At 46.5% G+C, this 21,449-nt stretch carries 20 protein-coding genes; 15 read left to right on the top strand and 5 right to left on the bottom strand.

The window, feature by feature from the left end; genetic code table 11:
* Window positions 1–60: 60 nt before the first annotated feature.
* Together typA and R7P64_RS14430 are read left to right on the top strand one after the other, a co-directional pair.
* Window positions 61–1,890 carry a translational GTPase TypA gene (gene typA / locus R7P64_RS14435; RefSeq protein WP_005379276.1) on the top strand — a complete coding sequence of 610 codons (1,830 nt, stop codon included), beginning with the start codon at window positions 61–63 and terminating at the stop codon, window positions 1,888–1,890.
* A gap of 72 nt (window positions 1,891–1,962) precedes the next feature.
* A complete protein-coding gene (locus R7P64_RS14430) occupies window positions 1,963–2,505 on the top strand; it encodes an AAA family ATPase (protein WP_005382971.1) in 543 nt (180 codons plus the stop codon).
* Window positions 2,506–2,536: 31 nt separating this feature from the next.
* Here the strand turns inward: R7P64_RS14430 and R7P64_RS14425 are convergent, their stop codons facing one another.
* On the bottom strand, window positions 2,537–3,178 hold the full coding sequence (locus R7P64_RS14425) for a DUF2959 domain-containing protein (protein ID WP_005382972.1): 642 nt from the start codon (window positions 3,176–3,178) through the stop codon (window positions 2,537–2,539).
* Window positions 3,179–3,212: 34 nt separating this feature from the next.
* On the opposite strand from R7P64_RS14425, the gene R7P64_RS14420 reads away from it, so the two are divergent.
* The 3 genes from R7P64_RS14420 (at window position 3,213) to R7P64_RS14410 (ending at window position 5,587) form a co-directional block, all read left to right on the top strand.
* The gene (locus R7P64_RS14420; protein ID WP_033905908.1) at window positions 3,213–4,157 is read left to right on the top strand and encodes a virulence factor BrkB family protein; all 945 of its coding nucleotides are present in this window, start codon (window positions 3,213–3,215) and stop codon (window positions 4,155–4,157) included.
* Window positions 4,129–4,563 (top strand): D-aminoacyl-tRNA deacylase, encoded by a 435-nt coding sequence (gene dtd / locus R7P64_RS14415; RefSeq protein ID WP_005379282.1) that lies wholly within the window; start codon window positions 4,129–4,131, stop codon window positions 4,561–4,563. Before R7P64_RS14420 ends, dtd begins: the two co-directional genes overlap by 29 nt.
* 106 nt (window positions 4,564–4,669) lie before the next feature.
* A complete protein-coding gene (locus R7P64_RS14410) occupies window positions 4,670–5,587 on the top strand; it encodes a bifunctional GNAT family N-acetyltransferase/hotdog fold thioesterase (protein ID WP_005379283.1) in 918 nt (305 codons plus the stop codon).
* Here R7P64_RS14410 and R7P64_RS14405 read toward each other — a convergent pair.
* The 4 genes from R7P64_RS14405 to hslR form a co-directional block, all read right to left on the bottom strand.
* On the bottom strand, window positions 5,573–7,693 hold the full coding sequence (locus R7P64_RS14405) for an AsmA family protein (protein WP_318118502.1): 2,121 nt from the start codon (window positions 7,691–7,693) through the stop codon (window positions 5,573–5,575). The genes R7P64_RS14410 and R7P64_RS14405 overlap by 15 nt on opposite strands.
* 190 nt (window positions 7,694–7,883) lie before the next feature.
* Window positions 7,884–9,512 (bottom strand): phosphoenolpyruvate carboxykinase (ATP), encoded by a 1,629-nt coding sequence (gene pckA / locus R7P64_RS14400; protein ID WP_005379288.1) that lies wholly within the window; start codon window positions 9,510–9,512, stop codon window positions 7,884–7,886.
* Between the two features lie 336 nt (window positions 9,513–9,848).
* Complete coding sequence (hslO, locus tag R7P64_RS14395) at window positions 9,849–10,724, bottom strand: Hsp33 family molecular chaperone HslO (RefSeq protein WP_248487220.1); 876 nt, start codon at window positions 10,722–10,724, stop codon at window positions 9,849–9,851.
* A gap of 31 nt (window positions 10,725–10,755) precedes the next feature.
* A complete protein-coding gene (hslR, locus tag R7P64_RS14390) occupies window positions 10,756–11,142 on the bottom strand; it encodes a ribosome-associated heat shock protein Hsp15 (RefSeq protein ID WP_005379292.1) in 387 nt (128 codons plus the stop codon).
* Window positions 11,143–11,395: 253 nt separating this feature from the next.
* Between hslR and gspC the strand changes: the two genes are divergently transcribed.
* From gspC to gspL, 10 genes are read left to right on the top strand one after another with little or no spacing between them, the layout of a single operon-like run.
* The gene (gene gspC / locus R7P64_RS14385) at window positions 11,396–12,322 is read left to right on the top strand and encodes a type II secretion system protein GspC (RefSeq protein WP_115385654.1); all 927 of its coding nucleotides are present in this window, start codon (window positions 11,396–11,398) and stop codon (window positions 12,320–12,322) included.
* A 36-nt stretch (window positions 12,323–12,358) separates the two neighbouring features.
* Window positions 12,359–14,377 (top strand): type II secretion system secretin GspD, encoded by a 2,019-nt coding sequence (gene gspD, locus R7P64_RS14380; protein WP_005379295.1) that lies wholly within the window; start codon window positions 12,359–12,361, stop codon window positions 14,375–14,377.
* Entirely contained in the window at window positions 14,377–15,879 is a 1,503-nt protein-coding gene (gene gspE, locus R7P64_RS14375; protein ID WP_005379296.1) for a type II secretion system ATPase GspE, read from the top strand. Before gspD ends, gspE begins: the two co-directional genes overlap by 1 nt.
* Window positions 15,879–17,096, top strand: coding sequence for a type II secretion system inner membrane protein GspF (gene gspF, locus R7P64_RS14370; RefSeq protein WP_005382993.1), 1,218 nt, complete (start codon window positions 15,879–15,881; stop codon window positions 17,094–17,096). Before gspE ends, gspF begins: the two co-directional genes overlap by 1 nt.
* Window positions 17,097–17,155: 59 nt before the next feature.
* Window positions 17,156–17,599 (top strand): type II secretion system major pseudopilin GspG, encoded by a 444-nt coding sequence (gene gspG / locus R7P64_RS14365; RefSeq protein WP_005379298.1) that lies wholly within the window; start codon window positions 17,156–17,158, stop codon window positions 17,597–17,599.
* Window positions 17,600–17,628: 29 nt separating this feature from the next.
* Complete coding sequence (locus R7P64_RS14360; RefSeq protein ID WP_017635010.1) at window positions 17,629–18,228, top strand: prepilin-type N-terminal cleavage/methylation domain-containing protein; 600 nt, start codon at window positions 17,629–17,631, stop codon at window positions 18,226–18,228.
* Complete coding sequence (gene gspI, locus R7P64_RS14355; protein ID WP_005379300.1) at window positions 18,215–18,604, top strand: type II secretion system minor pseudopilin GspI; 390 nt, start codon at window positions 18,215–18,217, stop codon at window positions 18,602–18,604. The genes R7P64_RS14360 and gspI overlap by 14 nt, the downstream gene beginning before the upstream one ends.
* Window positions 18,591–19,268, top strand: coding sequence for a type II secretion system minor pseudopilin GspJ (gene gspJ, locus R7P64_RS14350; RefSeq protein ID WP_005382998.1), 678 nt, complete (start codon window positions 18,591–18,593; stop codon window positions 19,266–19,268). The genes gspI and gspJ overlap by 14 nt, the downstream gene beginning before the upstream one ends.
* Window positions 19,261–20,271 (top strand): type II secretion system minor pseudopilin GspK, encoded by a 1,011-nt coding sequence (gene gspK, locus R7P64_RS14345; protein WP_005379302.1) that lies wholly within the window; start codon window positions 19,261–19,263, stop codon window positions 20,269–20,271. The genes gspJ and gspK overlap by 8 nt, the downstream gene beginning before the upstream one ends.
* The gene (gene gspL / locus R7P64_RS14340; RefSeq protein WP_165401605.1) at window positions 20,240–21,442 is read left to right on the top strand and encodes a type II secretion system protein GspL; all 1,203 of its coding nucleotides are present in this window, start codon (window positions 20,240–20,242) and stop codon (window positions 21,440–21,442) included. Before gspK ends, gspL begins: the two co-directional genes overlap by 32 nt.
* Window positions 21,443–21,449: the final 7 nt, after the last annotated feature.

The raw sequence follows: 21,449 nt of genomic DNA, 5'->3' as shown, positions 1-21,449 counted from the left end.
GCCAGAGAGCACCCGTTCTCAGCGTGGGGGCATTTCATCTATCTAAGTGAATCAATATCCATGGCTACTCCACAGATTGATAAATTAAGAAATATCGCGATCATCGCGCACGTTGACCACGGTAAAACCACGTTGGTTGACAAGCTGCTACAACAATCAGGCACGCTTGAGTCTCGCGGTGAAGCTGAAGAGCGAGTCATGGACTCGAACGACATCGAGAAAGAGCGCGGTATTACCATTCTTGCTAAAAACACAGCAATCGACTGGAACGATTACCGTATCAACATCGTAGATACTCCGGGACACGCGGACTTCGGTGGTGAAGTTGAGCGTATCATGTCGATGGTAGACTCAGTACTACTTATCGTTGACGCAGTCGATGGTCCAATGCCTCAAACGCGTTTCGTAACACAAAAAGCGTTTGCTCACGGTCTAAAACCAATCGTTGTAATCAACAAGATTGACCGCCCTGGTGCACGTCCTGATTGGGTTATGGACCAAGTGTTCGATCTATTCGACAACCTAGGTGCAACTGATGACCAGCTAGACTTTAAAGTAGTTTACGCATCAGCACTTAACGGCTGGGCTTCTCTAGAAGAAGGCGAAACTGGCGAGAATATGGAACCACTATTCCAAACTATCGTTGATGTTGTTGACGCGCCAAATGTTGACCTTGATGGTCCACTACAGATGCAAGTTTCTCAGCTAGACTACAGCTCTTACGTTGGTGTTATCGGCGTGGCTCGCGTAACTCGTGGTAGCGTTAAGCCAAACCAGCAGGTAACCATTATTGGTGCTGACGGTAAAACTCGCAACGGTAAAGTGGGTACAGTAATGGGCTACCTTGGCCTAGAGCGTCACGAAGTGGAACAAGCTAACGCGGGTGATATCATCGCAATCACTGGTCTTGGCGAGCTGAAAATTTCTGACACTATCTGTGCACAAAACGCAGTAGAAGCATTACCACCATTGTCTGTTGATGAACCAACAGTAACGATGACATTCCAAGTAAACACGTCTCCATTCGCGGGTAAAGAAGGTAAGTTCGTAACGTCACGTAACATCCTTGAGCGTCTTGAGAAGGAACTGGTACACAACGTTGCACTACGCGTTGAGCAAACAGACGATCCAGATAAATTCCGCGTATCAGGTCGTGGTGAACTTCACCTTTCTATCCTGATCGAAAACATGCGTCGTGAAGGCTTCGAGCTAGCAGTATCTCGTCCAGAAGTAATCATCAAAGAAGAAGATGGTCAGTTGATGGAACCGTTCGAAACGGTAACTATCGACGTAATGGAAGAGCACCAAGGCGGCATCATGGAGAACATCGGCCTACGTAAAGGTGAGCTGAAAGACATGTCTCCAGACGGTAAAGGTCGTGTGCGTATGGACTTCGTTATGCCATCACGTGGTCTGATCGGTTTCCAAACGGAATTCATGACACTGACTTCAGGTTCAGGTCTTCTTTACCATACGTTTGATCACTACGGCCCTCACAAAGGCGGTAACATCGGTCAACGTGTAAACGGTGTACTAATCGCGAACGCGATGGGTAAAGCGCTAACTAACGCACTGTTCAACCTTCAAGAGCGTGGTCGTCTATTTATCGGTCACGGTGTTGAAGTTTACGAAGGTATGGTTATCGGTATTCACAGCCGTGACAACGACCTAACGGTAAACGCACTGAAAGGTAAGCAGCTAACCAACGTTCGTGCATCAGGTACAGATGACGCACAGGTTCTTACTCCGCCAATCAAGATGACTCTTGAGCAAGCACTAGAATTCATCGATGACGACGAGCTAGTAGAAGTAACGCCTGAAAGCATCCGTATCCGTAAGAAGTTCCTAACGGAAAGCGACCGTAAGCGTGCTTCTCGTGGCGCGAAATAATTTTCGTTAAGCGATTCAATTAAGAAGAAGCCTCGAGTTATGCTCGGGGCTTTTTGTTTTCTGGAGTTGAATATGAACCCGATTATTATCACCGGTGGGCCTGGTGCGGGAAAAACAACACTGCTGAATGCGCTAGACGCGTGTGGTTACGCCACGTTTCCTGAAGGGTCCCGCGACTTGATTGAGCAGCAAAGCCAGTTAGAAAATGGTATTTTGCCGTGGACGAATTTACCTGAGTTTGCCAAGTTATGCCTTGGGTTGATGGACAAACAAAAGAGTGATGCGCGTTGTCATGATGTTGCGTTTGTTGATCGCGCCATCCCCGACATCATTGCATACCTACAAGTGGGCGGCTGTAAGGTTGACCAAGCTTTCTTAACCGAAAGCGCTGGGTACCATAGTCAGGTGTTTACTTGTCGACCTGAAGCATCCATTTACGTACAAGATGAAGTGCGTCCGCACAGCTTTGAAGAAGCATTGGAGATTCATCAGTCGTTAGTGAGTGTCTATACTGAGTTGGGTTATGAAGTGATAGAAGTACCATGGGGAACTGTGCCAGAGAGAGTAGGCTTTGTTCGAAGAGTCATCGGTTTACTCGGTAAGGTCGCCGACTAAAACCTCCTCACTAGGAGGAGGTCTAAATCATTTACTTTTGATTGAGCTTTTGTAGGAATTTATCGGACTCTGCAATCGCTTCGTTCATTTGTTTGATCGCAAACTGAATGTCCTTCTCTAAGCTAGAGAACTCACCTTGCAAAGAACCAATCGCACTGGCGTTAAGGTTGTGTTTTAAGTACAACGTGTTGTCACGCAGCGTGTCCAGTACCGGTGTCATCTTTTTCTCTGCACGCTTCATAGCGCTAAGCATGGTTTTGTACGAGGCTTTGGTTTCACGTAGCTTTTGCTCGCTTGAACGACGCAGTTTCGCACTCGAGTACAGCTCTAGCTCATCTTGCCACTCATCAAACAGTGCGCCGGATACGTCTTCAATCGCAGCAATACGGTCACGTACGTCTTGAGCCGCTTTTTCGCTATCTTCGTATTTGTCATTGATGTTGTTGTAGACATTTTCTAGCTCACCACCATCAAAGTTGGTGATCGCAGATAAGGCTTCAAGTGCACTGGTGAATTCTTCTTGTGCATCTTGTTGAGATTCTTTGGCATCTTCGACGCGGTCGACCATAATATCTCGTTTATGATACCCAACCTGCTCCATTGCTGAGTAATAAGCAGATTGACACCCTGTTAAAGTGAAAATTGATAGTACAATTGCTAATAAATAAGGCATTCTTATGTCCTCGGCGCTAATTATGGGATGAACTATGAACCAGTTATCAGAGAGTTACAAGGCGAGATTAATCAATCTACTGCCAAGTTGCGTCGCGTTTTTTACGTACCTTCTTAAGCGATTAACGCATGACCGTGTGAATGTGAACGCGGGCTATCTTGCCTACATTACCTTGTTATCCATCGTGCCAATGCTGACGGTATTGTTATCAATATTGTCGAAATTTCCCGTTTTTGCGAACGTTGGTGAAGTGCTGCAAGGCTACATTATTGAGAATTTTGTGCCAGCTTCTGGAGAAGCTGTACATACGGCATTACAGGAATTTGTGGCGAATACGGGCAAAATGAGCGCGGTTGGCGGTGGGTTTTTATTCATCGCAGCGGTCATGCTGATTTCCAACATTGATAAGAACTTAAACTACATTTGGCGAGTTAAAGATAAGCGCCGTTTAGTCTTTTCATTCTCTATGTATTGGATGGTACTCACGTTAGGGCCGATCATGGTCGGTGCGAGTATTGCGGCGACGTCGTACGTGACTTCGCTGCAAATTTTAGAGAACGAGACATTATCTGGTGCGTTTAATTTATTTCTGCGTTGGCTACCGTTGTTGCTGTCCTTTTTTGCTTTTCTTGGCTTGTATATTCTAGTGCCGAATAAAAAAGTACACCTCGCTCATGGTGCCATGGGGGCAGCAGTCGCCGCGATACTGTTCGAGTTGAGTAAAAAAGGCTTTGCACTCTACATCACTCAGTTTCCGTCTTATCAGCTCATTTACGGCGCGTTAGCGGCGATTCCTATCTTATTTGTTTGGGTGTATTTATGCTGGATGATCGTGTTATTGGGGGCGGAAGTTACGGCTGCGCTTGGTGAGCGAGAGCACTGGAGTGAAGATTTAGACATGATACACTCGACCGCTGAATCTCAGTTAACAGATGAAGGAAGCGAGAGTAGTGATAGCGCTAATTCAACGAGTCAGTGAAGCAGCCGTCCGTGTGGATGGTGAAGTCGTAGGAGAAATTGATCGTGGTCTGCTGGTCTTATTGGGCGTAGAGAAGGACGACGATGAAGCTAAAGCAAAGCGTTTAATGGAGCGTGTTACAACCTACCGTGTGTTCGAAGATGACGAAGGCAAGATGAACCTGAACGTTAAACAGGTGGAAGGTAAAGTGCTGGTGGTTTCTCAATTTACGCTGCCTGCGGATACAAAAAAAGGCACGCGAGCTGGTTTTTCTCGCGGTGCGCATCCTGTTGATGCAGAGCGCTTGTATGATTACTTTTCTGACTTGTGTGAAGAAGTCTTACCCACACAGCGTGGCCGCTTCGCTGCCGATATGAAAGTGTCTTTGGTGAATGACGGTCCAGTGACGTTTTGGTTGCAGGTCTAATCTGGTAACACAGGCGCCATAGTCTAAGCTTTAACTCCAAGCTCATGGAATTGGCTTGGAGTAATTTTTCCGACACTGATTAGTGTTGTGCTTTCAAAGGATTGATATGTTCAAACTCATTACTCCCAAAACCGATAATCAGATAAACAAGTATTATCAGTTTCGCTGGCAACTGCTTCGTGAGCCATGGCGTATGCCGATCGGCTCTGAGCGCGATGAATACGACGAAATGAGCCATCACCGCATGATTGTTGATGGTCGAGGTCGTCCTATGGCGATTGGCCGTTTATACATTACGCCGGACAATGATGGCCAGATCCGCTATATGGCGGTTAAAAATAATCGCCGTAGCAAAGGGATGGGTTCGCTGGTTTTGGTTGCACTAGAGTCGTTAGCGCGCCAAGAAGGAGCGAAACGCTTGGTGTGTAATGCCCGTGAAGATGCCATCGCCTTTTATGAAAAAAATGGCTTTGAGCGTCGAGGCGAGCTGACCGATGAGCGTGGCCCTGTGCGCCATCAGCAAATGGTGAAGCAACTGGATCCGATGGCCAATGTGTTACGTCGCCCTGAATGGTGTACTGAGCTTCAACAGCGCTGGGAGCAACAAATCCCAATTAGCGACAAAATGGGGATCAAAATTAACCAGTACACGGGTTACCAGTTTGAATGCTGTGCGCAGCTTAATCCTAACCTTAATCCGCATAACACCATGTTCGCCGGGTCAGCTTTTACCTTAGCAACCCTGACAGGGTGGGGGATGACGTGGCTGCTGCTTAAAGAGCGTGGGTTGCACGGTGATATTGTGTTGGCCGACAGCTCTATTCGTTATCGTCAACCAGTCGAACAAAACCCCGTGGCGAGTACTTCGTTGGATGGGATCAGTGGTGACCTAGACCGATTGGAGTCGGGACGCAAAGCACGCATCGTTATTCACGTAGTGATTTATAGTGGTGACACGCCAGCTGTGGATTTTGTCGGTACCTATATGTTGATACCGAACTACTCGCAGTTACTCAGTTGCTGATGGGTTAAGCGCCGACTGACCTGCTGGGCGCCTATCTGTTTCACCTTCTTGCTCTGTCGGTGAGAGGATTTGTTCTTCTGCTGCGGAATGCGTGTTGGGTACTTCATCTTCTTCGATAACTTCTTCGTAAAGCTCTTCCTCTTGAGTCTCCAAATTGATGTTATCAATTACGATTGGCTGCTCGATGGAAGGTTCATTTTTCTGTGGAGTCTCAATATCAGTAGGCTCGGCCAGTTTTGATGCGTTCACGCACTCATTACGGTGGGTTTCGCCACTTAGTAGATCGCCTTCAATGTTTCCGCACGACTCTTCCAATTGATAAGTAATGCCACTTAGCGGGTTGTTGGCCATATCAAATGTTCCCCAAACCTTACCACTTATGGCTTTTCCTGAGATGGTGACCGGCTTTATGGCAACTTCCCCTCGTTGCGCGCTTAAACGCAGTGGACTTAAGGTAATGGCTTTGAGCGAATGATCCGCTTGGGACTTCAAGCGGGTATCTCGGAGATTGGCTTCCACTTCACCCGATAAGCTGTAGGCCAGCATGTTGCGATCACCTGATAACCCTTGTAGATCGAGGCTGAGATCGGAAAAACCATCAATAGCCAGTGTGTCGGGTAAAAAATAATCGTGGAAGAGCGATAAGGGAATACCATCAGCATTGACGTTGAGCGCCCAAGGTTGGCTCGGGGTACTCAAATCTATTTGTCCGATGCCTTCTACGTAGCCTTGCTCGAGTGGCGCAAAAAGGCGAGTCAATTGCCAAAAGCCATCTTTGCTTTGCATGGCAAGTGCTGCGTGAGACGTGAGTATTTGGTCATAGCTGGCGTTGACAACGCTGACTTCCAATTCGCCTTGCCAAAGGCCCCAACGTTGAGCCGACTGTTTAATATCAAGCTGTTGCCCTTCGATATTTAAACCGGAAAGTTGCCAATAAGGTTCGTGAGATAGCTGGATAATTTGGCTGCGCTCAATGTCGAGTCGTTCGATTGCAACATGCTCTAACTCGCTGGTGGCGGCGTGCCACCAATTTAGGTTGTCTTTTGGCTGTGTTGCCCACTTGAGGCCTTGAATAGAGGCTTCTTTGAGCTTCCATTGTGTTGGCGTGAACAATCCAGAAACTTGCACTCGACCTTGCTGCCAATCTAAGCTGAGCTCGTTGAGCTGGATTACTCCTGGCTCGATAGCGGCACTCAAACGTGGCTCTATTGCGGTTTGCTGCTGGAATCGAACGCTATCCGCCTGCAATGACACTTGAGCTTTTGTCTTCCAGAGAGACAGTGGCAGTGTGGCGTTTTCCACAGAAAGATCCAAGTTCTGCCAGTGCCAGTCGCCCCATTCAATATCGGCGTTAAGCAAATCTAAGCTATTAATATGATTAATGTTAAATGGTAGATCGTGCCAAGGTTTTGCAAGCAGTGATTGGCGCTGCGTATTATTCAGTTTCAGCTTGTTGATGGTCACATTTACTAAAGACCAGCCTTGAGGATACTGCTCCCCTTGCCCAGATATTTGACTGTTACGCCAGTTAAAAGAGGTGCCATAAAGCGTACTGTCTTGCGGTTTGTAGTCTATATCGACTAAGACTTGATTAAAGGCTTCGCCATTCCAATAGAGTTGGTCGGCCGCAAGTTGAACTTCGCCATATGGTATTAATTGACCATTCCATTGTGGTGATTGAATTTGAAGGTCAATGCCATTGGCAGAGAACTGCTCGTCGGCGTAATCAATATTTTTGAGCGCGATTTGATGGAATAAAACGTTATCTAAAGGTGGGAGCTTTGGTGCGCCATACTGCAAGCTCATACCATCAATCAATAAACTATCAACGATCCATTTACCATCGCGATAAACATCGGGATTCATCCATAAATCGACTTGCTCGATGTAAGACGCATCGTCTCCGCTGGTGTTCACGCGTTGTAAAGTTAGGTGATAGGGAAAGCCATAACGCACGTTTTCGGCCCGGAAGGGAAGAGAAAAGGTGTTTGACAGCAAGCGCCAGGTTGCGTCCGCGTAAGATGTTGTTAGCAGCGCAATCGTAGCGGCCGGAATGGCAACCAAGATAACCAGTAACAGAAGTAGAACTCGACGCGCTGTTTTCATCTTTGCTAGAACCTACGTGTGTTATTAAATAAAACTAGATAGGCTTTAGCTTGTATCAATATTCTGTGGTATTCAATAAAAAGCCCCTCAAAAGAGGGGCTTGAAGCAATTTTTGTAACTTGGCCTACGTAAAGGTGATAAGTTAATGCCAACTTTTCACTGAGTTTACGCGACGTCGCTGCTACTCGATTTAATCAATCTGAGGACCAGCCGCAACCAGAGATTTACCTTCAGCGTTGTCTGTGTACTTATCAAAGTTATTGATAAAGCGCGCTGCTAAATCTTTCGCTTTGCTTTCCCACTGAAGTGGGTCAACGTAGGTGTCGCGAGGGTCTAGAATGCTAGGATCCACACCTGGTAGTGACGTTGGTACTTCAAGATTGAAGATAGGAATGTGCTTAGTTGGTGCTTCTTCAATCGAGCCATCAAGAATGGCATCAATAATTCCGCGTGTATCTTGAATGGAGATACGTTTGCCAGTGCCGTTCCAACCTGTGTTCACTAGGTAAGCCTCAGCGCCTGCTGCTTCCATGCGTTTAACCAGTACTTCTGCGTATTTAGTTGGGTGAAGTGTTAGGAACGCCGCGCCGAAACAAGCAGAGAAAGTTGGTGTTGGCTCAGTAATACCGCGCTCTGTTCCCGCTAGTTTGGCGGTAAAGCCAGACAGGAAGTGGTACTTAGTTTGCTCAGGTGTCAATTTAGATACTGGAGGCAGTACGCCAAATGCATCGGCTGATAGGAAGATCACTTTATTCGCGTGACCGCCTTTTGATACTGGCTTAACGATATTATCGATATGGTAGATAGGGTAAGAAACACGTGTGTTTTCTGTTTTCGAACCATCATCAAAGTCGATAGAGCCATCGCCACGTACTGTTACGTTTTCTAGCAGTGCATCACGACGAATTGCATTGTAGATGTCCGGCTCTGCTTCTTTCGAAAGTTTGATGGTTTTTGCGTAACAACCACCTTCGAAGTTGAAGACACCGTCATCATCCCAGCCGTGCTCATCATCACCAATTAGCGCACGTTTAGGATCAGTCGACAGGGTCGTTTTACCTGTACCAGATAGACCGAAGAATACCGCTACATCGCCATCTTTGCCCATGTTAGCGCTACAGTGCATTGATGCGATGTCTTTTAGTGGAAGGAAGTAGTTCATCATGGCGAACATACCTTTCTTCATTTCACCGCCGTACCAAGTACCACCGATAAGTTGCATGCGCTCGGTTAGGTTAAATACGGTGAAGTTTTCTGAGTTCAGGCCTTGCTCTTCCCATTTTGGATTAGTGCATTTTGCGCCATTCATTACTACGAAGTCTGGTTCAAATGTCGCTAACTCTTCTTCTGTCGGGCGAATAAACATGTTTTTAACGAAGTGCGCTTGCCATGCGACTTCTGTGATAACACGAATGCTCAAACGTGTATCTGGGTTTGCACCACAGTAACCGTCAACAACAAACAAGCGTTTGTTAGAAAGCTGGTTTGTGACCAGTTCTTTTAGCTCGTCCCACACTTCAGGAGTGATTGGCTTGTTATCATTTTTCACTTGATCAGACGTCCACCACATATGTTCTTCTGTCGTAGCGTCTTTGACGATGTATTTATCTTTTGGTGAGCGACCAGTAAAGATGCCAGTGTCAACGGCAACCGCACCTAGTTCAGTAACCACGCCGCGCTCATAACCGGTTAGGTCTTCACGCGTTTCTTCCTCAAACAACATTTCGTAGCTTGGGTTGCGAATAACCTCTTTTACGTTATGCAGTCCGTGCTTGGTTAGATCAAGTGTTGCAGCCTTAGTATGTTCCATAACGGTCATAGGTGCTCCTTATAAGGATTTTGTAGGGATTTTGTAAGAATGTTTTAATTTTAATCTGCTCACCATGCTAGCAACGGGGCGGGGAGAAAACAGGGAGATAGCTCAAAATTTACCCATGATTTCAATAAGGTTTTAGGTAACCCGTCACATATTGGTGGGAATAGTCTATCGTGCACGCAATCCTTTGCGCTAGGGCAAAATCATTATTAATTGTTTAAAATTAAGCAGTTGTTTTATTACGCTTGAGGCTAGTTATTACGAGGGGTTGATCACAAAAAGGCCAGCATTAAGCTGGCCTTTTGTAGGGTAAATTACGTGCTTGATAAGCTATGTAAATTAATGCAGGGTTTTCTTGTCCGTAGAAGCTTGTGCATACAGTTCAGTGACTTCAGATTCGTCGAACGTATAAGTTGTGCCACAGTAATCACAATGTAAAGAAACTGATCCAACTTCTGCCAAAATGTCATAAATTTCAGATTTCTCAACGGTGATGATTGCGGCACCGCTACGCTCACGAGAACAGCCACAATGGAACTCGACAGGTTGCGGCTCGTACAGACGTACTTTGTCTTGGTTATATAGTCGATACAATAACTCGTTCGCTTCTAAACCAAACAATTCTTCATCTTTTACTGTATCAGTGAGCTGCTCTAGATGTTCGAAATCATCTGGAGAGCCAGTGCCGTCGGGGATCACTTGAATCAACATACCTGCTGCGTGTGCTTTGCCCTCATGCTCGCCAGTGCGGATCCATAGGCGCGTTTTTAACTGCTCTGAGTTTGCAAAGTAGCCTTCTAGCACTTCTGCTAAAGTGTCACCTTCTAATCCAACGACGCCTTGGTAACGCTCGCCGTTTTTCGGTTCGATAGTGATCACAAGGTAGCCCTTACCCATTAGATCGTGAATGTTTGCGTCATCGGCAATATCGCCTTCCCAGCGAGCTACGCCACGAACACGTTGGTTATGGTCACCGTTGATAACGGCAAGAGACACAGGACCGTCGCCTTGTAGCTGGATGGTGATTGAACCTTCGAACTTAAGAGTGGCAGTTAAAAGAGTAGTTGAAACGAGTAGCTCACCCAGCAGTTTCTCTATTGCTACCGGATATTCCTTGCTGGAGATAACACGTTGGTACGCTTCATCCAATTGTACCAACTCGCCACGTACTGAAAGATCTTCGAATAGGTAGCGGTTTAAAACATTATTTGCCATGGAGTGCTTTCCTCGTTGGTAATTCCGGCTTTTATTGGTGTTTGAACTTAATGATGTCTCGGCGCTGCTTTTTATCTGGGCGGCGTTCCGGACTTGGGTTGTGGGCATTAAGCTTACGTTGAGTCGCGTGTTCCTCACGTTTCGCTATACTTTCATTAGTTTCGCGATATAAGGTTTGTGCGATGGGAGCGCCTCGGCGTTGATCTGAGATTTGTTCGATGATCACGATTTTTTCTTCGTTGCCTTGACGAAGTCTTACTTCAGCGCCCACTTCAACGATTTTACTCGGCTTGCTTCGTTGGCCATTATAGTGGACTTTACCGCCATCGACCATGTTACGCGCGATGGAGCGGGTTTTGTAAAATCTTGCGGCCCATAGCCATTTATCTAGCCTAACGGCTTCATTTAGGGAACTCATAGAACACTACGCTATCTAATCACTGCCCGAATAAGGCAATGAGTGATGGATTATTCACCTACAGATGGAGTCAAGGCGTATTTTTTTCAAGGGAGTTGGCAAAAACTGCATAAGAAAAAGGTATGAAAGACAACTTGTGATATAGTTCACTGCTCTTTGTTGAGTAATAATTTTATTGCAAATTTAGCAATTTAAAGTCGATAGCTATCGTTATAGCTTAAATGACGGACGTTAGAATAAAGGAATCCATTCAGTGAAACGTTTAGAGCTAAGTGCAGGATTATCAAGCAGACCGCTACTGGCTCAGATCAAGTCCAATCATTATACCATTCAAGCCAAACTTAGCTTGTTGCTTACCTGTCTGTTTATTGCGATAACCGGATGGATACTTGGCAAAATTGTGTGGTTAGCCATACCTCAATCGTCGGAAGTGCCGCAATGGCGTCCATCGGCGAGTAGCGTTACTGCGAGTAATAAAGGCGACGCGATAGATTTTAATGCCCTTCAGAATGCCAACCTATTCGGTAAATTCACTGAGCAAAAAGCGGCAGTTGTAGAACAGCCTATTGTTAAAGACGCCCCTAAGACGCGCCTTAACCTCACCCTAGTCGGTGCGGTTGCCAGCAGTGATGCCAATACCAGCCTTGCTGTTATTGCTAACCGAGGTAAGCAAGCTACGTACGGTTTGGGTGAAGAAATCGAAGGGACACGTGCGACGCTAAAAGCGGTATTGGTGGATCGCGTCATCATTGATAACCAAGGTCGAGACGAGACCTTAATGATGCAAGGTATAGAATATAAGAAGCTATCTGAATCGCCGCAGGTAGCTAGGGCGCAAGCTCAGCGAGCAGAAGCAGCGACGTCTGACGTTGGAGAGAAATTAGAGCAAATCCGCGAGGAAATTGCGAAAGATCCACAAAGCGTTTTTAAATACATCACCATTTCACCCGTCAAAAAAGACGGAGACATTGTTGGTTATCGAGTATCACCTGGTCGTGATGCCGCATTATTTAATGATGTAGGGCTACAACCTGGTGATATTGCGGTTCAACTGAACGGGATCGATTTAAGTGATCCGTCTTCTTCAGTACAACTGATGCAAGTGATGAGCGATCCGCAAGAATTAAATTTAACTGTTGAGCGAGACGGCCAACAGTACGATATCTATATCCAATTGTAAGACTTAGGCAACCGGCGTAAGTTCAGGGAGACATACGTGAAACATTGGTTCAGCAAAAGTGCTTGGCTACTAGCAGGAAGTTTACTCTGCGTACCAGGTGCAATGGCAAACGAATTTAGTGCGAGCTTTAAAGGCACTGATATTCAAGAATTCATCAACATAGTGGGTCGTAACCTCGAAAAGACCATCATTGTTGATCCTTCAGTACGCGGTAAGATCGATGTCCGCAGCTATGACGTACTTAACGAAGAGCAATATTACAGCTTTTTCCTTAATGTCCTTGAAGTATACGGTTACGCAGTCGTAGAGATGGACAATGGGGTACTTAAGGTTATCAAAGCAAAAGACTCAAAAACCTCAGCAATCCCTGTGTTAGGTGATGGTAGCGCGCAAGGCGATAGTGTTATCACTCGAGTTGTCGCGGTGCGTAATGTGTCGGTCCGTGAGTTGTCTCCTCTACTTCGTCAGCTGATTGATAACGCCGGTGCCGGTAACGTGGTTCATTATGATCCAGCGAATATTATCTTGATTACTGGTCGTGCGGCAGTAGTGAATCGCTTAGCAGAGATCATCAAGCGTGTTGACCAAGCCGGCGATAAAGAAATTGAATTGGTGGAGCTGCGTAATGCATCTGCTGCTGAAATGGTACGCATTGTCGAAGCACTGAATAAAAGTGCGAATCAGAAAAGCACGCCAGAGTTCCTTGAACCTAAAATTGTGGCCGATGAACGTACTAACGCGATTTTAATTTCTGGTGATCCAAAAGTAAGAGCCCGCTTGAAACGTTTGATTCGTCAACTTGATGTTGAAATGGCGACAAAAGGTAACAACCGAGTTGTGTACCTGAAAAATGCGAAAGCTGAAGACTTGGTGGATGTATTGAAAGGTGTTTCCGATAACCTGCAAGCTGAAAAGCAAGCTGGTCAGAAAACATCAGGTGCATCGCGTGGTGAGGTCGTCATTGCTGCTCACGCTGCAACTAACTCGTTAGTTTTAACAGCGCCACCAGATATTATGATGGCATTACAAGACGTCATTTCTCAACTCGATATTCGTCGTGCTCAGGTTCTTATTGAAGCGTTAATTGTCGAAATGTCTGAAGGTGATGGTATTAACCTAGGTGTTCAGTGGGGTTCATTAGAAACGGGTGCTGTAATTCAGTACGGTAACTCAGGAGCCCCGATTGGTCAGGTGATGGTTGGTCTAGAAGAAGCAAAAGATCAAACCCGAACTGAATACTATACCAACTCTAATGGCGAACGAACGCCATATGATGTTACTGAATCAGGTGACTACTCTACGCTAGCGTCAGCGCTTAGCGGAGTAAATGGTGCGGCAATGAGTATTGTCATGGGTGACTGGACAGCGCTAATTAGTGCTGTTGCTTCTGACTCCAACTCAAACATTCTATCTTCTCCAAGTATCACTGTAATGGATAATGGTGAAGCATCATTTATTGTGGGTGAAGAGGTTCCGGTTATTACGGGCTCTACGGCTGGCTCAAACAACGACAACCCATTCCAAACGGTTGACCGTAAAGAAGTCGGTATCAAACTCAAAGTAGTGCCACAAATTAACGAAGGTGACTCTGTACAGTTAAACATTGAACAAGAAGTTTCCAACGTATTAGGCGCAAACGGTGCGGTTGACGTTCGCTTTGCTAAACGACAGTTAAACACCTCTGTCATGATCCAAGATGGTCAGATGTTGGTTCTTGGTGGTTTGGTCGATGAACGCGCACTTGAAAGTGAGTCTAAAGTGCCGCTATTGGGTGACATTCCGGTACTTGGCCATCTGTTCAAGTCAACTAGCACGCAAACAGAAAAACGTAACTTGATGGTGTTCATCAAGCCGACGATTATTCGCGATGGTGTGACGGCCGACGGTATTACGCAGCGTAAATACAACTTTATTCGCGCAGAACAGCTTTACAAAGCGGATCAAGGTTTGAAGTTGATGGCTGACGAGAAGATCCCGGTTATGCCTGCCTTTGGCCAGGAGCGTCAGCACCCAACAGAGATTCAAGCGTTTATTGATCAAATGGAAAACAACTAATGGTTGATATGTTAGACACAGCGCCAAGTATGCGTCGTCTGCCATTCAGTTTTGCCAACCGCTTTAAACTGGTGCTGGAGACAGAGCATCCTGAGCGTCCACCTATTCTTTACTATGTCGAGCCGCTTAACCCTGCGGCTCTGGTTGAAGTCCGTCGTGTATTAAAGAAAAGCTTCGTACCGCAACCTATCGATAAAGAAGCCTTTGATAAAAAGCTGACTGAAGCATATCAACGCGACTCGTCTGAAGCGCGTCAGTTGATGGAAGATATTGGTGCTGATAGCGATGATTTCTTCTCTTTGGCTGAAGAACTGCCGCATGATGAAGACTTATTAGAATCGGAAGACGATGCGCCAATCATCAAATTGATCAACGCCATGTTGGGCGAAGCGATCAAAGAAGGTGCGTCGGATATTCATATTGAGACGTTCGAGAAAACCCTTTCGATTCGTTTCCGTGTCGATGGCGTATTGCGTGAAGTTCTGACCCCAAGTCGTAAGCTTGCGCCTTTGCTAGTTTCTCGTGTGAAGGTTATGGCTAAACTAGATATCGCAGAAAAGCGTGTGCCTCAAGATGGCCGTATTTCGTTGCGTATCGGTGGTCGTGCGGTGGACGTGCGTGTATCTACGATGCCGTCCTCTCATGGGGAGCGCGTGGTAATGCGTCTGTTGGATAAAAACGCGACTCGTCTTGATTTACATAGTTTGGGCATGACCCCTTCAGTGCATGACAACTTCCGTCACTTGATTGGTCGCCCTCACGGTATCATCTTGGTGACGGGCCCGACAGGTTCTGGTAAATCAACCACTTTGTATGCCGGTCTTCAAGAGATCAATAGCAACGAGCGCAACATTCTAACGGTTGAAGACCCGATCGAATTTGATATTGATGGCATCGGTCAAACTCAGGTGAACCCAAAGGTCGACATGACGTTTGCGCGCGGCTTGCGTGCCATTCTGCGTCAGGACCCGGATGTGGTGATGGTCGGTGAGATCCGTGACTTAGAAACCGCACAAATTGCAGTGCAAGCGTCCTTAACGGGTCACTTGGTAATGTCGACTCTCCACACCAACACCGCAGTGGGTGCGATTACGCGTCTACGTGATATGGGTATTGAGCCATTCCTTATTTCTTCTTCGTTATTAGGGGTGCTAGCGCAGCGCTTAGTTCGAACGCTTTGTCCAAGCTGTAAAGAGCCGTATGAAGCCGATGCGGAACAGAAAAAACTGTTTGGTATGGAAGCGCATGAACCGTTAGAACTGCACCGAGCAAAAGGCTGTGAAGCGTGTAACCAAAAAGGCTACCGAGGTCGAACAGGTATCCACGAGCTCATTATGGTTGATGAGCAAGTGCAAGAGTTGATTCATCGAGAGTCTGGTGAACAAGAAATTGAGAGAGCCGTTCGCGCCCATACGCCAAGTATTCGCAGTGATGGTTTAAGCAAAGTACGTCGTGGTATTACGTCACTTGAAGAAGTGATGCGAGTGACGAAGGAAACCTAATGGCGGCATTTGAGTACAAAGCGCTAGATGCAAAAGGCAAGCATAAAAAAGGCACGATAGAAGGGGACAACGCCCGACAAGTGCGCCAGCGACTCAAAGAGCAAGGGATGATCCCGATTGAAGTGGTCGAGACGAAAGCTAAATCGGCTAAGTCTTCAGGTTCAGTCAGCTTTAAGCGCGGCATCTCGACATCTGAGCTGGCACTCATCACACGGCAATTGTCTACGCTAGTCCAATCAGGAATGCCTTTGGAAGAGTGTTTGCGTGCGGTCTCTGAGCAGGCTGAAAAGCCGAGAATTCGTTCTATGCTGGCTGCGGTTCGCTCGAAAGTAACCGAGGGTTATCCGCTCGCCGACAGTTTTGCTGATTACCCACACGTGTTTGATGAACTCTATCGCTCCATGGTTGCGGCGGGTGAAAAGTCAGGCCATCTTGATACGGTATTAGAGCGTTTGGCGGACTACGTCGAAAACCGTCAGAAGATGCGTTCCAAACTGCTTCAAGCCATGATTTATCCTGTAGTTTTGGTGGTATTCGCGGTTGTCATCGTTTCGTTCTTATTGGCGACAGTGGTTCCTAAAATCATTGAACCCATCATTCAGATGGGCCAAGAGTTACCTCAATCGACGCAATTTTTACTGGCAGCCAGTGAGTTTGTGCAAGATTGGGGGCTGATTATTTTCGTTGTGCTGGTGGCGCTTTTCTATGGCCTCAAACTGGCGTTGCAAAAGCCAGACTTTCGCTTAGCTTGGGACAGAAAAATCTTGAGCTTACCGCTAATAGGTAAGATCTCTCGAGGTTTGAATACCGCACGATTCGCACGAACGCTTTCGATCTGTACTTCCAGTGCGATTCCAATTCTAGAGGGTATGCGCGTTGCGGTAGATGTTATGTCTAACCGCTATGTGAAGCAGCAAGTGTTGCTTGCAGCGGATAACGTTCGAGAGGGCGCTAGTTTGCGTAAGGCGTTGGACCAAACCCGCTTGTTTCCACCAATGATGCTACACATGATCGCCAGTGGTGAGCAAAGTGGTGAATTAGAGAGCATGTTGACGCGGGCAGCCGATAACCAAGATCAAAACTTTGAATCAACAGTTAATATTGCTCTGGGTGTGTTTACTCCTGCGCTGATTGCATTAATGGCTGGATTAGTGTTGTTCATTGTGATGGCGACCTTGATGCCAATGCTAGAAATGAATAACTTGATGAGCGGATAATTTCGAATTAAGACGTGTCTACTAACGGCATGGCTTTAATCTAACTTTCGGAGAAAAAAATGAAGTTTAAGCGTAGTAAACAACAGGGTTTTACACTTTTAGAAGTGATGGTTGTTGTCGTTATCCTGGGTATTTTGGCAAGTTTCGTTGTTCCAAACCTATTGGGTAACAAAGAGAAGGCTGACCAACAAAAAGCGATTACGGACATCGTAGCGCTGGAAAATGCCCTAGATATGTACAAGTTGGATAACAGCGTTTACCCAACAACGGACCAAGGTCTAGAAGCATTGGTTAGCAAGCCATCTAACCCAGAGCCACGCAACTACCGTGATGGTGGTTACATCAAACGTCTTCCTAATGACCCTTGGGGCAACCAGTACCAATACTTAAGCCCAGGTGATAACGGTACAATCGATATCTTCACTCTAGGCGCAGATGGCCAAGAGGGTGGAGAAGGTCCAGCTGCAGATATTGGCAACTGGAACATGCAAGATTTCCAATAATTGAGCCTAAGCCAGCACTAATGAAACAAATGCGAAAACATAACGGTTTTACATTGATAGAAATTCTATTGGTGCTGGTTTTGCTATCTCTTACGGCTGTGGCCGTGATCTCGACGTTACCGACTAGCCAAAAAGATCTTTCCAAACAGTATGCTCAAAGCTTTTTTCAGCGTTTACAGCTGCTCAATGAAGAAGCGGTGCTGAGCGGTAAAGATTTTGGCGTTCGAGTGGATGATGCTAAATCGACCTACGCTCTACTGAGTTTAACCTCAGAAGGTTGGCAGCCTCTGAAATTAAAGCAGATTCCGAGCAAAACCAAGCTAGAAGAAGATATTACGCTACAACTCGAGCTCGGAGGTGGTGCTTGGGATAATGATGAGCGCTTATTCAAACCAGGTTCTCTTTTTGATGAAGACATGTTCGCAGAAGAAGAAGACGAAAAGAAAATTGAGCCACCGCAAGTGTTTATATTTTCCAGCGCCGAAGTCACGCCATTTACCCTGTCTTTTTTTCCGCAAAATGGTGATGCCTTTAATGACGGTTGGCGAGTCATTGGCAAAGAAAGTGGACAAATTTTGTTATTAGCTCCGGGCGAAGAAGTGAAAGAGGATGAGAATGCGCAATTTTAAGCAAGCTCGCCCAAATTTGAGTCATCGCCGGACGAGAGGCATGACCTTACTGGAAGTATTGGTCGCACTGGCAATTTTCGCCACCGCTGCCATCAGTGTCATTCGCTCCGTGAGCCAGCATATTAATACAATCAGTTATTTAGAAGAAAAAATGTTTGCAGCCATGGTTGTGGATAATCAGATGGCAAATGTGATGTTGAATACCGGAGAACTCAAAGCGAAAAACGGCACAGAAGAGCTGGCAGGACGCACTTGGTTCTGGAAAGTCACGCCAGTCGCCACGACGCAGCCATTGCTGAAAGCATTTGATGTGAGCGTCTCGGTAGAGAAAAGCGCGAGCCCTGTATTAACGGTACGAAGCTATGTGGCGCAATAATCATCCCCGCGCAAACACGCGCCAAAGGGTAAAAGGTTTTACACTTATTGAAGTGTTGGTATCGATTGCCATCTTTGCCAGTTTAAGTGTCGCAGCGTACCAAGTGGTATCGCAAGTACAGCGTAGCAATGCGCTATCACAAGAACGAACCCAACGCTTAAACGAAATTCAGCGTGCCATGGTTATGATGGATAACGATTTTCGTCAAATGGCGATGCGTCAAACACGTACTAATGGTGAAGAGCCTGCTAGCCGGCTAATTTTTTGGTCCGATTACCTGTTGGACTCCGATACCAAAGGACTGATGTTTGCCCGTTTAGGTTGGCACAACCCTCAGCAGCAGTTCCCTCGTGGAGAAGTAACCAAGGTTGGCTATCGCTTAAAAGAAGAAACACTGCAGCGAGTATGGTGGCGCTATCCTGATACGCCGGTTGGGCAACAAGGTACTGTTACTCCATTGCTAACGCAGGTCGAGTCATTTGATATGCGTTTCTATGATGGTAAGCAATGGAAAAAAGAGTGGGCTGAAGAAAAAGCGCTGCCGAAAGCGGTTTCTGTTGTTCTCACTCTCAAAGACTATGGAGAAATTGTCCGCACTTATCTCACTCCTGATGGCACATTGAGTCAGAAAGAGGAAAGTTCAGGAGACAGCAATAATGGTTAACCGTCAGCGCGGTGTTGCTTTGATTATAGTGTTGATGTTGCTGGCGATTATGGCGACGGTTGCTGCCAGTATGTCAGAACGTTTGTTCTTGCAGTTTCAGCGAGGCGCTAATCAAATCAATTACCAGCAAGCGTACTGGTACAGCCTTGGCGTCGAGGCGCTAGCAAAAGTGGGTATCGAACAAAGTTATAAAGACACCGACACGATTAATATGAGTCAACCGTGGGCGATAAAAGAGCAAGTCTATCCGTTAGATTATGGTCAAGCGGCGGGACGAATTAGAGACAAGCAAGCGTGCTTTAATCTAAATGTATTGAGTCGTGTGCAACCAACGGGTCAGCAAATTACAAGACCATATTTAGTGAATGTATTGCAGCGCTTATTAGAAGAGTTGGATGTCGAGCCATATCAAGCAGAAATCATTGCAGACTCTACTTGGGAATACATTGATGCTGACGACTCTGTCCGTTCGACTACTGGGGTTGAAGACAGCACATATGAAGCGATGAAGCCTTCCTATTTAGCATCAAATGGTTGGATGGCAGATGCTTCCGAGTTACGGGCTGTCTATCAGGTGAGTGGTGAAATTTTCCAAAAATTGGAGCCGCTGGTCTGTGCATTACCAAGTGATGACTGGCGTTTAAACGTGAATACGATTGATGTTGAGCAAGCTCCGATTTTGGTGGCAATGTTCTCACCAAACTTAAGCAGTAGTGATGCGATTCAGCTAATTGAAAAACGCCCATTTGATGGGTGGGATAGCATTGATGAATTTTTAGCAGAGTCAGAAATGGCTGGCTTAAGTGAAGATGTAAAGAAAAACGCCAAAGGCTATTTGGGTGTGGATAGCGCCTTTTTTGAATTGGATGCACAAGTGTTGGTGGATGAATCACGTGTACGTATCCGAAGCCTTTTGCAAAGTACAAATAGAGAAACGGTGACCGTAGTTCGCCGTCGTTTTGGAGGGATCAGTGAGCGAGTTTCTGACCGTTCGGCTGAGTAGCGAACAACAAAGTACCATTCCTTGGGTGGTGTGGTCGACAGATCAACAGGAAGTGATTGCTAGCGGTGAAATCGCCGGGTGGGAACACTTAGATGAATTGGTCTCATATGCTGGTCAGCGCCAAGTTGTGGCGCTGTTGGCGAGTAATGATGTAGTCCTGACGCAAGTGGATATACCACCTGGTGCAACACGCCAATTCGAGGCTATGTTACCGTACTTAGTGGAAGACGAAGTTGCTCAGGACGTTGATGGCCTGCACTTTAGCGTGTTGGGTAAACAAGCGGATAAAGCGCAGATTTGCGCAGTTGAACGTGCTTGGATTCAGACTGTACTGCAACGTTTCTCAAGCCAAGGTATCGCCATTAAACGCATTTTACCCGATGTGCTTGCGTTACCGGTTCGTGGAGATCACAGCAGTGCTGCAATGATTGGCGAGCAATGGCTAATTCGTCACTCTGCGACAGAGGGCGCGGTTGTCGACGCTTCTTGGTTAGACCTTTACCTCTCTTCTTATCTACAAAATCATGAAGGTTGGAAGCTCGATTGCTTTAGCTCGGTCCCGGAATCTGCGTTACCTGAAATATGGGATCCGCAACCAGAAGAAATGACGATGGCTTTACTGGCGAAGGGGGTGACAGAAAGCAAAGTCAATTTGCTGACTGGGATCTTCAAGCCGAAATCTTCTTGGGGTAAATACTGGAAGCTCTGGCAAAAAGCCACCATTGCTGCGGGGGTGCTTATCGTCGTCATGGTTGCGCAGCAGTTGCTCGTGGTCCACAAGTACGAAGCACAAGCTCAAGCGTATCGTGAGGAGAGTGAGCGTATTTTCCGCCAGGTGTTCCCAAATAAACGACGCATTCCTACCGTTAGTTACCTCAAACGACAAATGGATGATGAAGAGCGCCGCTTATCTGGTGGAAGTGGTCAGCAGGCAATGTTGTCATGGTTGGCGGCATTACCCGCGACGCTTGGTCAGGTCAGCGACTTGGAGATCACTAGCTTTAAATACGACGGACAACGTGGCGAAGTACGTATTCAGGCTCGTAGTTCAGACTTCCAACCTTTTGAGCAGGCTCGTGTGAAATTGGCAGAGAAGTTTAATGTTGAGCAAGGTCAGTTGAACCGTAGCGATAACGTTGTGGTTGGCAGCTTTGTTTTGAAGCGTTTGTGAGGTGATG

Source organism: Vibrio sp. 2304, assembly GCF_033339475.1.
In the GTDB taxonomy this organism is placed as follows: Bacteria; Pseudomonadota; Gammaproteobacteria; order Enterobacterales; family Vibrionaceae; genus Vibrio; species Vibrio alginolyticus.
Note: the sequence above shows the minus strand (reverse complement) of the source record. Positions and strands in the feature narration are given on the sequence as shown.